Raw genomic sequence first — 11,450 nt, 5'->3', positions numbered from 1 at the left:
ATTTCAAGTCCTTGGGATTGGAAATGTTCGAGCTTTTATCCAAAAGAACAAAAACCCTTTACAAGGGAAGGAACCTACCACTAATCTCTCATTTGGCCAAAGTAAATCATCTGCAAGCCTTTCATTTTTTTTCTCCCTGCTCGCCATTTAACTTAAAGGTAAGGATGAGTGTTTTTTTTGTGAATTCTTATATGTTAAAAACAAAAATGATGCTTTTCTGTGTTTTGGACGGCAATGCCTTTTGGAATACAACCTATGATAATAAGGTAAGAACGCTTGAACAGTTTAAAACACGATTAAAAATGTCATTCTTAATGAAAAAACGTTTGGAATATGGAAAGAATTTCTGTTAGCGAAAATGCCATTTTTTGGCTTCAGAACGAAGCCATAATTTTTTGTAAGTTGACCAATTTGGATTCTAGCTTAAAGTTGGATTACAAGACCGCTCAATCTTACATTGATGCCATAGTGTTATTGACCAAAGGAAGCCCCATGCCGCTAGTTGTAGATTTAAGGGATATGAAGGGAACTTTTACCATCTCCGCTGCACAATTATTATCTAAAACGTTTGCCAGCACGTCACTCATAACTTGTGAGGCCTATGTTGTAAATTCTTTATCAATAAAGCTCTTGGTACATTCTTATAAAAGGTTATTCGGAAATGACATTCCATATACCATAACCCACAATATGCTTCTGGCAAGGGAATTCTGTGTCAATAAATCAATAATCCAATGAATATAATAGAAAGAACCATAAATGGCAATGGAGGAAAATTAGAGCTTAAGATTAGAGATTTATTGGAAGAAAACTCCATTTATTCAGTCTTAAATTCTAAGGGATTTGTGGAATATGCCAGTAAGGGATTTTGTACTCTTTTTGATGTACCTGTAACGGATATTTTAGGAAAGCTAAGCCCTTTGTTTATCAACAACCGTAACAAAGGTCTCGTAAAGAATTTATCCACAAAGTCATTGGAAAATGGTTATAAATGGAAAGGAACTCTTAAGGTCGATGGAAAAAAGTCAAGAAAAATGTGGATCAAAACCACAATCATGCCTTTGGAGAGAAACTATGACTCAACATTCATTTTTTTGACCATACATGAGGATGTCACCAAACTTAAGTTAGAACTGTCCGATTTTAAAAATTCATCCTCAATGCACGAGTATATCTATGATTCGGTAAAGGTAGGAATCGTAATAGTATTGGACAGCAAAGGTATAGTGATAAAATGGAACAAAGGGGCACAGAGGTCTTTTGGCTATACATCCTCTGAAATACTTGGCGAGCCCGTTTCACGGTTAATGGGCGGAAAATTTTCAAATGCTGAGTTTTCAAATTTTTTACAACATATTGAAATAGAAAGAAATCTTCAAAATGAAGAAATACTAGAGCTTTATTGCACAGATAAGCAGGGAAAGGAATTTCCTACTGAATTTGTGATCAGTAAGTGGAGAATGAAGGGGGCGGATTATTACGGTATTAAAATGTTGGACATATCTAAACGGATGGCCATACAAAATAGATTGCACAAAAAAACAAAGGAATTGGAGTTAATGCTTTACCGTTCCGCTCATGAACTCAACGCACCTTTTTCATCGGCCCAAGGTTTAATCGATTTAATGAAAATAGAAGAGAATTCCCCAAAGGTGAAAGAATTGATAGAAATGTTGCAAAGGACCATAGATCAGGCCAAGGTACTATCCAGTGGGTTACACAAATCATCCCTTATACTGGATAATATGAGCTATCGAAAAACAATAGATTTTAAGAAAATAATAACCGATGTACTGAAAATTCTTAAGGATCAGAAAGTATATAAGGACTTTGTGTTCAATATAGCTATTGACGATTCCGTCACATTTGTATCCAACCCCAATTTGATTTTTACGCTGTTTAATAAATTATTGGATAATGCGGTAAAATATACCTATCAGGCCTCTAGTTCAAAATTACCTATCATAGATCTAACCATTGAAAAACGGGAAGGTGAGGTTAAGATTACAGTTTGCGATAATGGTAAAGGAATCAGGAAAAGGGACATTAACCGAATATTTGAAATTTACTACCGTGCAAAGGTTGAAAATACTGGACGTTCCAATGGACTTGGATTATATATAGTAAGTAAGATTGTGGATAGTTTAAATGGGAAAATCGCGGTAGAAAGTAAATTTAATCAGGGGTCTTGCTTTATAGTAACCCTGCCTCATATTAAATAGTAAGAAAATGAAAATAAACTTTATGTTGATAGATGACAACGAAATTGATTTGTTCATCAATCGGAAATATATAGAAAAGGAAGTAGGAAATGCAGAGGTAAGGACATTTCAAAAGGCAAAGAATGCCCTTAAATACTTACAGTGCTACGAAAATGACAAGGAGGATCACGATCATTTTTATCCAGATATAATTTTACTGGATATTAATATGCCAGAAATGAACGGTTTTGAATTTTTAAACGCTCTAGGAAATCTTAGAGATACTAGAATTTTGCGTATAAAGACATACTTGCTATCATCCTCCTCCCACTTAAATGATATTCTTGATGCGGAAAACCATGACAATTGTGAAGGATTTATCAATAAACCTTTAACCGGCAGAAAATTAGAGCAGATTCTTGATGAAATTTTTCCCAAACCAAAACAATAGTATTTATTAATACGGGGGTTAAATAGAATAGACTTTAGTCCAGTTAATTATTTTTTACTCATAAATGATAACAATACGCTTAAAACCCGAAGGTAATTTTGACTTTTGGGATGCTGGGAAATGTGAAGAATTAAATAAGCTGTCAGATGACACTATGCCTAATATGTATGATTTGATTGATCACGAATTCGTTAAACTAGGTATCTTTGTACTTGAACAGCATACTATTATTCATTTAAATATTACGCATTCTGACTACTACTTAATCAGCTTAAATGAAGGTGATTTTATAACCAGATTCTTTAATGGGGACATGCAACTCTGCATATCGGAAAAGGGTGAAAAAATATCCTTTAAATGTCATTCAGGGTTTTCCAGTATTAAAAATGTTACCCATGAATTATTGATTATGGCTGTAATTGAAAAAAAACCAATAATAGAATTTATAAATCTTGTAGGATTGTCTTTGAAAAGGTTGGAATTTTCAACTAACTAAAGTTCTAACATAATTCCTCATGTTAGGAAAGCGTCGGCACTTTAGGATTGCCCTTTCCTTTTGTTAAATGATATAAAACTTAGATAATATTAAAATTTTAACTCCTCAATACCATAAATTGAATTTAACCTAAACCACAAGGACGAGACTACTTTTTTGATTGGAAAACTTATGTTTTTATAAGTTGTTATACATAACTTTTATTATAATTATCATCTGGTATACCAGTATTATATAATCGCAAGCTGGTAGCAACAGAATTTTAGTTAGTCGTGTCTCTACAATTTGACCATCTGCCAAATCAATCTACATAGAAAGAATTATTTTAACAATAAAAGGAGAACGGCCAAATAGACAATATATAGAAATAAAAACTTTACATGTTTACTATATTTTCTCATTTTGAGCTATTTCCTTACTAACAAATACCAACTTTTTTAATTGACAAGACAATTATTAATTAATTGTCATTTCAATCTTGTCCCTAAAGATGAAAAACGATACCAATAAAATTACTTTCTCATTGTTTTCTTTTTATTTGATAGTACAGATAGAGATGTTTTATTATAACATATAAACCACACTACAATTAAAAATGTTTCTTCCTCCCGAATTCCAAGGCCCCACCCTTGCCGTAATAGACCAATGGGTTGGTAATCGCTTTTATTTGTTCTATCATCAGCAGTTAGGCTTCCCAGCGCAATGTCCTGTTCGTTAGCGATGACCGTTGCTTTTCAATTAATGAACATTTGTACCCCCTTGACTTCCATGAAATCTTACCTGACCTTTGATATATAACCTTAGTCTATATACCGCGTAGAAAATGTTCTTGGATAAGATTAGTACACAGCATGACAAAACAACCATATTCGGAATAATTGTCTTGACTTTCAGAATGCCGAATATCTACCATTGCATATGACAAGGTTTGGCAACCGGAGTTTTTGTCCAATATCGTTAACCTTACCTACAAGACATCAACCATTGTAATCACCTTTTATAATCTCCTTCACGTAATCTGTAGGCATCTTTTTAGGAAAAAGTCCTTTGGTCTCAAGTGGAGAAACCATACTATCCACGTAACCTATCTCCTCCCCTATTTTGGTTATTTTTGCCCAATGTTGCCAGTGCCGTCAACGCAACTACCCCATCTAAAGCAACCATTCCTTCGGTTAAAATTCCGTGGGTTTCATTACGATTCTTGTGTTGTTCTTCTAAATTATGCTTTTACAAAAAAAAGAAAACGGTCAAATGCAGGAATTGATACAATAATTAAATATATGTTGTAAAAATTACTCCTCTTGACCGCTCTCTTTTTAAAAAAATACCAGCAATTTATTGCTGTGCCATTTCTAGATTAATGGTCATTTCTACCTCATCTCCTAATGTGGGCGTTTCACCACCAACGCCAAAAGCCAAACGATCTAGGGTTCCGGTCAATTTTAAACCTGCCTTTAGTTTTTGACTACGTTGATCAGTAATGATTCCATTAAGTTTTCCGTCCAAAGTAACGGACTTTGTTACTCCATGTAGCGTAAGATCACCTGTAAGCTTAAAAGTCTTTTCCCCTGTTTTCTCAAAAGAGGTTGTCTTAAAAATTAGAGAAGGATGAGCCTCGGCATCAAAAAAATCGCCACTACGCAAATGTTCGTTCCTACGGTCATTATCAGTATCTATACTGGCCGTTTTAATATCTACCGTAAAATCTGGATTACTAAATTCGTCATCTGCCGTAGCTTGGATATCAAATTCACTAAAATGACCTTCTACTTCAGAAATCATTAAATGGGTTATGGCAAAACCTACATTGGAATGGGCGGTGTCCGCTTTCCAAGTGGACTGTGCAGTTAATGTGGCACAGGCGATAAACGAGAACATAAAGATTGTTTTTTTCATATTGTTTCTATTTAATTGTTAATGATTAATTGTTTGTGATTAATTAAGACTGTAAAATTATCCAAAGGTTTACTACACTTGGTTTATTAAAAATGTTTTTGTCCCGAAAATTCCATGGCCTCCCCCTTTCCGAAACCAAAACTGACACCAAAAGTCACAAAACGACCTTGCTGACTAAAATCCCTTAAATAAAAATTGGGTTGGCTTGTTATGCTTTCCCTAATTCTTGAAGCGAATACATCGCGAATACTAAGGTTCAAAATGGCCTTGCCCTTTAATATTTTTTTTCTTGCGCCGAAATCCATGAATAGGTTTTCGGAGATTTTTTGCTGAAAAGTTCGAAAGCCAGACTGGTAATTGCCAATAACTTCCATATCTATATCTGCCGGCAGTTTTATCTTGCCCGTTAATCTGGTAGACCACTGATCACCTGTAAAATCGAACGAAGCACCCTCGAAGGAACCTTCGCGCACAAAACTGCTATAATTAAAATCGTTGGTAAACGACAGCCAATTGATCGGTATATATTTTGCGTTGAACTCAATACCCTTGGTATTGTTAATTCCAATATTCTCCGGACGGGATACGCTTACATTGTTTTCGAAAGCAACTACATTTTCTACTACATCCTCGGTATGGCGGTAGAAGACCCCCAAGTTCATAGAAACCTTGCCCAATTTATAGATGCTGGTAATTTCATAACTATCTGTAAATTCAGGTTGTAGATCGGGATTTCCAGTTCGGATGTTAAAATTGTTACGAATGTTGTAAAATGGATTCAAATCCCATAAACGTGGGCGAAATATCCGTTTGGAATACCCGGCCTGAACAGATAGGTCATCATTCAATTTATAAGAAGCATGTCCACTGGGGAAGAAGTTATTGTACTTCTGGTCATTCTGCTCGTTGGAATTTTTCAATATCGTACCCACATTGGTATCCTCAAAACGAACACCTAGTTTTAATCCCCATTTATCAGCTTCATAAGCAGCTGTACCATAAATACCCAAGACTTTTTGCACCCACTCGAACACATTGGTCAGGTCCGGATTTTCCATAAATACAGAGCCATCAAAATCACTGATTGCAAAGTCGTTCTCCACATCATTGATTTGATATTGTGCGCCAGTCTCAATAGTATATTTCTCTTCCCAAGGATGCGTATAATCTGCCTTGAACGTATAATCGGCCTGGCTAAAGTCTGTTCTTGTACGTTGAGTCATATCATCGCCATTGCCTAAGGTAACAGTATTTAAAAAGTCCGAAGATTGATCCTTGGCAAAAAGGTTTCCCGTAGCACTTACCAACAGGGATTGGTCTTTATTGCCCTCAAAATCCTTCTTGTATTGCAGTTCATAGGAATATTTGGGATTGGTGGCCGTAGTAAGTTCTCGACGGCGAAAGGCATCTGTAAGGGTATTTCCAGAATCAAAAGTACTGAACAAGGCATCGGAATTTTCCTTTTCCCACTCGTACGCAAAGTTTCCCGAAAGGGTCAATATATTATAGTCGTTTATATGATAATCCGTACCAAGGATAAGATTAAAAAAGGTCTCGTTCTTATCACTTTGGCCCAAACTATTAATTGTAGTACCATCAATTAGATTCCTGTTTTCACTTTCCTCATCGCTTGGAAATGTCCTACGACCAAATCCCAATTGACTGAACAAATTGAATTTTTCTGTACGACGGTTTAGACTAAGGCCAAGACTATGATTATTGGGAACCCCCGTATTCATGGTCACAGAACCATTAAGACCTTTCTTTTCATCCTTTTTTAGTACAATATTGATGATGCCCGAAGTACCTTCTGCATCATATTTTGCCGATGGATTTGTAATCACCTCTATCCTCTCGATCATATCTGCGGTCAACGTGCCGAGTGCATTACCCTGTTCACTAGCGATTACCGAAGGTTTTCCGTTGATGAGCATCTGTACCCCTTGACTCCCACGAAGGCTCACCTGGCCTTCTATATTCACATTGACGGAAGGTACGTTGTTGAGAACTTCCAAGGCACTTGCGCCGGTACTACTTAGATCGGCCCCAACGTTAAAGACCCGTTTATCCAGTTTAAACTGCGTTTGGGAAATTTCACCTTCCACTACCACCTCATCTAACTGTTGCGAATCTTCAGAGAGAATTATAGTTCCTAAATCAATGATACCATTGATTACCTTTTTTTTAGTTATCGTTTGTGTAGTGAAGCCTATAAAACTTACCTCAATATAAAAATCTACATTATTGGTCTCCAGGGAAAAAGAACCATCTTCTAATGAAGTTGTACCCGTAATGGGTTTTTGGTTCACCGGATCGCCAACTAGAACGGTAGCAAACTCAATTGGCTGCCCGCCACTTTCCGCTATTTTGCCTATTATGGTAATTGTGGAGTTCTGCGCAAATGTGTTTGCAACATTCATAAAAAGCACAAAAAGGAAAAAAGAATTTAATGATCTAATACGCATAATTTAAGTGACTAATTATTCATTCTCCAAAAATGCCCATTTTACTTAAAACTAGGAAACATTTTTCTGTGAACGACAGAATTAATATAGCTAACGACATTACCGCTTATAATTGTCGTTGGCATGGCCTATTTTGTCGATTGGGGAATTTTGTCCTGTTCCCTTTGGTAAATCCTTAATTTTGTGAGATGGCAAAAACATTTACTTGGAACAAAGGCTTATCGGCCGAAGTGCTCTTTCAAATAGTATTGCATTTGGTCCTGTTGTTATTCTACACGTTTGACAAGCACAATCATAACATACAACCCTATCAGGTGGCTTATTTTTTAAATTATGCCTTATGTGCCTTTATCATTAATTATGTGCTATTACCACTCTTTTTTTACAAGAAAAAATATCTAGTTTTTCTTATTTCGCTGGTGATGGTCATTTCATTGGTAATTTCTATCGAGGAACTTGTGTTAGAAAAAATTTACTTCGCCAATAGTCGAGGACAAGATTTTCCAGGATTGTTTTTTACGCTTCTAGAAGTTATGCCCCTTATCATGATTCTTTGCGGTTTTAAATTTGCATGGGACGCCGTAAAGAAACAGCATGAGGTAGACGAACTTAATGCCATGGTAAAAGAAAGCGAATTGCAATACTTAAAATCTCAGATCAATCCTCATTTTCTGTTCAATAACCTGAACAACTTGTATTCCTATGCCATTGATAATTCGCCCAAGACGCCTTCTATTATTTTAGAACTTTCTTCGGTGCTACGCTATATGCTTTATGACTGTAAAGAAAATTATGTGCCTTTGGGCAAGGAAATTGAACACCTTAAAAACTTTATCCAATTAAGTGAATTACAGATAGAAAATAGGGGAAAAGTAGAGTTTGCTACGGAGAACATACAATCAGGTTACCAAATAGCGCCATTGATTTTGAACGTTTTTGTAGAAAATGCCTTTAAGCATAGTACCGCTAGCCAGTCGGAAAATATCTCCATTAAAGTCTATATTAATTTAACCGACAAGGGAAAATTGGAATTTGAGTGTATCAATTCCTTTCAACCACAAACCAATACGGAGGACCTCTCTCACGGCATAGGGTTAAAGAACGTAAAAAAGCGTCTACAATTAATCTATCCCAACGCGCATATCCTTTCCATACAAGAAACCGATTTGGTATATTCTGTAAAACTTAATATAGAACTTAAAAAAGTAACCGTATGATCCGCTGCATTATCATAGAAGACCAACCACCTGCACAGCGTGTACTTCAAAAGTTTATCGGCGATATGGAGAATATGGAATTGAAGGCTACCTTCACCGATGCTCTAAAAGCCATGGATTTTCTATATTCAGAAACTATTGACCTTATTTTTCTTGATATTCATCTACCTAAAATTTCCGGTATCGAGTTTTTAAAAGCCTTGCCTAACAAACCCAATGTAATCTTGACCACAGCCTTTTCGGAATATGCCCTGGAAAGCTATGAATATCATGTCTTGGATTATCTGTTGAAACCATTTTCGTTCGAGCGGTTTGTAAAGGCGATATCGAAAGTACCTGTTGCAATCCGTGATAAAAAGATAGGCAGTACAACTAAAGAAAATAATTTTTCACCTGAAATTCTTTTTATTAAATCCGGTCGTGACCATCTAAAGATTTTGGTAGAGGACATCCTATATATTCAATCAGGTGCGGACTATACAGAAATCTTTACTTCTAAGAAAAAGCACCTCACTTCGTTTTCCTTAAAACATTGGTTGCAGACCTTGCCTATAGCCCAATTTACGCAGGTACATAAATCCTATATCGTGAACACCAGAAAGATATTGAAGGTTTCGGGAAACAGTATTTTCTTTGATACGGAGACTTTGGTACCCATTGGGCGGGCATTTAAGGAAGAATTCGTTGATGAATATCTGAATTAGCTGGTATTACATTAAAAATATATTTTAAAATTAATGGATAAGCCAGAACAATTCTAGATACAAACCCAGGTGTTCAATATCTTATTCTTGATGGACTTAAAATTTCGTATACACAACAAAATTTTAATTAACGAAAGTGACTAGATATGGCACCTCCATTTTGAAAACGATGTACTATTTAAAAACAGTTCAATAAAAAGAACTTTTTTATAAAACACTTTCCTTAGCGAGATAATTTTCTAGCAGTAACTAATATCTGTTTTTTATTGTTCTTTTAATTCCCCTTTTGGACAGCTGTTAAATTTTGTCAATCTCACCGAAAGCAGAAACAAATGGATTTAATGGTTTAGCTTTAGGTATTCAATGTTTAAGTCCAAAATATATTTCCCTTATAAACCCTCCAAACTATCCTCTACTGTAAATATACTAGGCATATTTACCATAAAGATCTACCAGCTATTAAATTTTAGTGTTTATTATAGGCACCATTTTCTTTGAAAATATTTGTAACCATTAAAAATAATATTTTTCTTTTTCCCTCAATTGCCTTTATATCAGGCATTTTTATTTTTTTTTGGAATTTGCGAATTTTAAACCTTATTAATTCCTAAATTCATTTACGCAAAAATCTACACTTATGAGAGCCATAACAGCCCTTCTTATTTTAGCACTTATTATATCCTGTGCATCCCGTTCCGATTCCAAGGATTCAAAACCTGTTCTTTCGATAGCGGATCCGTTAGAATACGGCCTAGATCAGGAAGAAATAGATCAGATCGAGGAGCATGTTCAATGGGCGATCGATTCGGCATTCATCTCTGGAGCAGTGGCCCTGATAGCGAGGGAGGACAAAATCATTTACCAAAGGGCCTTTGGATTTAGTGATCGGGAGAAGTCCAAAGCAATGTCCCTGGACAACATCTTTCGTTTTGCTTCCATGTCCAAACCGATAACATCGACCGCTGTGATGCAATTGATCGAGCAGGGCAAACTGTCAACTGATGACCCGCTATCGAAATTCATCCCGGCTTTTGCGGACGTTGAGGTATTGGAGACATTCAATGAAAAAGATTCGACATTTTCTACCGTTCCCATCGAACGGGAGATTACGGTGCACCACCTTTTGACACACACTTCAGGAATCCCTTATTCCGTTTTTCACCCAGTAGCGGGAGCCATCTATCCACAGTATGATTTTGTGGAAGCCTGGACGAAGGATAAACGAACTCTCGAGACCAATATACCAAAGCAGGCCAAAGCACCGCTCATGCACCAACCAGGGGAAGCGTGGACGTATGGAACCAACATCGATGTACTAGGATATATTGTAGAGAAGGTCTCAGGAATGCCTCTGAACCAGTATTTTGAAGAAAACATCTTTCGGCCACTTGATATGCATGACACCGGATTTTATTTATCAGATGAAAATGCTGAAAGGCTGGTGGATGTATGGCTTACACCGAAAGCGGACGAAAACCTACCGGATTTGTTTGTTACAGATTATCCCATCTCGGGGGCAAAAACCTACTTTGCGGGCGGGGCAGGTTTGGTTGGAACCGCGAGCGATTACTTAAAGTTTGCCAGCGCCATTCTCAACAAAGGAACGCTGGGAGAGGCACAAATTCTAAAGACAGCAACTGTCGACAGAATGTTTGCGAATCAAATCGATACGTTGAGGTTGGATGAAGGAATAGGATTTGGATACGGCGGTGAAGTTCGATTGACAGAAAATGAGGATGGGATAAATATAGGTCAATGGGGGTGGGACGGATATTGGCAAACTTATTTCAGAATAGATACCCAGAATGATATGGTAATGATATTATTGACCAATGCATTCAATAACCCCAAATGGGACGAAATTTTGGGAGGATTTGAAATGAAGGTTGTCCAGGCAATTGAGGATTAAACCGTATGGACTTGCAACAAAAAAGTAGACAATTAGATAAGAGTCATGCCGCTGTTTTTGATCATACATTTCCAATTCAAATTCTTTTATAGTTTTATACCCTAAAGTGGA

Annotated in this window: 10 protein-coding genes; 8 read left to right on the top strand and 2 right to left on the bottom strand. The window is 36.4% G+C overall.

The window, feature by feature from the left end:
• Window positions 1-164 precede the first annotated feature (164 nt).
• From AACZ49_RS16130 to AACZ49_RS16110, 5 genes are all read left to right on the top strand, one after another.
• A complete protein-coding gene (locus tag AACZ49_RS16130; RefSeq protein WP_339657020.1) occupies window positions 165-353 on the top strand; it encodes a hypothetical protein in 189 nt (62 codons plus the stop codon).
• Window positions 334-738 (top strand): hypothetical protein, encoded by a 405-nt coding sequence (locus AACZ49_RS16125; protein ID WP_339657018.1) that lies wholly within the window; start codon window positions 334-336, stop codon window positions 736-738. Before AACZ49_RS16130 ends, AACZ49_RS16125 begins: the two co-directional genes overlap by 20 nt.
• Window positions 735-2,222, top strand: coding sequence for a PAS domain-containing sensor histidine kinase (locus tag AACZ49_RS16120; protein ID WP_339657016.1), 1,488 nt, complete (start codon window positions 735-737; stop codon window positions 2,220-2,222). The genes AACZ49_RS16125 and AACZ49_RS16120 overlap by 4 nt, the downstream gene beginning before the upstream one ends.
• Before the next feature lie 7 nt (window positions 2,223-2,229).
• Window positions 2,230-2,652 (top strand): response regulator, encoded by a 423-nt coding sequence (locus AACZ49_RS16115; protein ID WP_339657015.1) that lies wholly within the window; start codon window positions 2,230-2,232, stop codon window positions 2,650-2,652.
• Between the two features lie 64 nt (window positions 2,653-2,716).
• On the top strand, window positions 2,717-3,148 hold the full coding sequence (locus tag AACZ49_RS16110; RefSeq protein WP_339657014.1) for a hypothetical protein: 432 nt from the start codon (window positions 2,717-2,719) through the stop codon (window positions 3,146-3,148).
• Between the two features lie 1,335 nt (window positions 3,149-4,483).
• Here AACZ49_RS16110 and AACZ49_RS16105 read toward each other — a convergent pair.
• Window positions 4,484-5,044 carry a YceI family protein gene (locus tag AACZ49_RS16105; RefSeq protein ID WP_339657012.1) on the bottom strand — a complete coding sequence of 187 codons (561 nt, stop codon included), beginning with the start codon at window positions 5,042-5,044 and terminating at the stop codon, window positions 4,484-4,486.
• Window positions 5,045-5,130: 86 nt separating this feature from the next.
• Complete coding sequence (locus AACZ49_RS16100; protein WP_339657010.1) at window positions 5,131-7,509, bottom strand: TonB-dependent receptor; 2,379 nt, start codon at window positions 7,507-7,509, stop codon at window positions 5,131-5,133.
• A 188-nt stretch (window positions 7,510-7,697) separates the two neighbouring features.
• Here AACZ49_RS16100 and AACZ49_RS16095 point away from each other — a divergent pair, with 188 nt between their 5' ends.
• From AACZ49_RS16095 to AACZ49_RS16085, 3 genes are all read left to right on the top strand, one after another.
• Window positions 7,698-8,726, top strand: coding sequence for a histidine kinase (locus AACZ49_RS16095; protein ID WP_339657008.1), 1,029 nt, complete (start codon window positions 7,698-7,700; stop codon window positions 8,724-8,726).
• Window positions 8,723-9,430: a LytTR family DNA-binding domain-containing protein gene (locus AACZ49_RS16090; RefSeq protein ID WP_339657006.1), complete on the top strand. Its 708-nt coding sequence runs from the start codon at window positions 8,723-8,725 to the stop codon at window positions 9,428-9,430. Before AACZ49_RS16095 ends, AACZ49_RS16090 begins: the two co-directional genes overlap by 4 nt.
• Before the next feature lie 637 nt (window positions 9,431-10,067).
• Window positions 10,068-11,339, top strand: a complete 1,272-nt coding sequence (locus tag AACZ49_RS16085) for a serine hydrolase domain-containing protein (protein WP_339657004.1) — start codon at window positions 10,068-10,070, stop codon at window positions 11,337-11,339.
• Window positions 11,340-11,450: the final 111 nt, after the last annotated feature.

This window comes from uncultured Maribacter sp. (assembly GCF_963975365.1).
GTDB lineage: Bacteria > Bacteroidota > Bacteroidia > Flavobacteriales > Flavobacteriaceae > Maribacter.
Note: the sequence above shows the minus strand (reverse complement) of the source record. Positions and strands in the feature narration are given on the sequence as shown.

Excerpts from the sequence above, each read along its gene's own strand:
- AACZ49_RS16095 (WP_339657008.1), top strand. The coding sequence starts at position 7,698 with ATGGCAAAAACATTTACTTGGAACAAAGGCTTATCGGCCGAAGTGCTC.
- AACZ49_RS16100 (WP_339657010.1), bottom strand. The coding sequence starts at position 7,509 with ATGCGTATTAGATCATTAAATTCTTTTTTCCTTTTTGTGCTTTTTATG.
- AACZ49_RS16105 (WP_339657012.1), bottom strand. The coding sequence starts at position 5,044 with ATGAAAAAAACAATCTTTATGTTCTCGTTTATCGCCTGTGCCACATTA.
- AACZ49_RS16130 (WP_339657020.1), top strand. The coding sequence starts at position 165 with ATGAGTGTTTTTTTTGTGAATTCTTATATGTTAAAAACAAAAATGATG.
- AACZ49_RS16110 (WP_339657014.1), top strand. The coding sequence starts at position 2,717 with ATGATAACAATACGCTTAAAACCCGAAGGTAATTTTGACTTTTGGGAT.
- AACZ49_RS16090 (WP_339657006.1), top strand. The coding sequence starts at position 8,723 with ATGATCCGCTGCATTATCATAGAAGACCAACCACCTGCACAGCGTGTA.
- AACZ49_RS16115 (WP_339657015.1), top strand. The coding sequence starts at position 2,230 with ATGAAAATAAACTTTATGTTGATAGATGACAACGAAATTGATTTGTTC.
- AACZ49_RS16120 (WP_339657016.1), top strand. The coding sequence starts at position 735 with ATGAATATAATAGAAAGAACCATAAATGGCAATGGAGGAAAATTAGAG.
- AACZ49_RS16125 (WP_339657018.1), top strand. The coding sequence starts at position 334 with ATGGAAAGAATTTCTGTTAGCGAAAATGCCATTTTTTGGCTTCAGAAC.
- AACZ49_RS16085 (WP_339657004.1), top strand. The coding sequence starts at position 10,068 with ATGAGAGCCATAACAGCCCTTCTTATTTTAGCACTTATTATATCCTGT.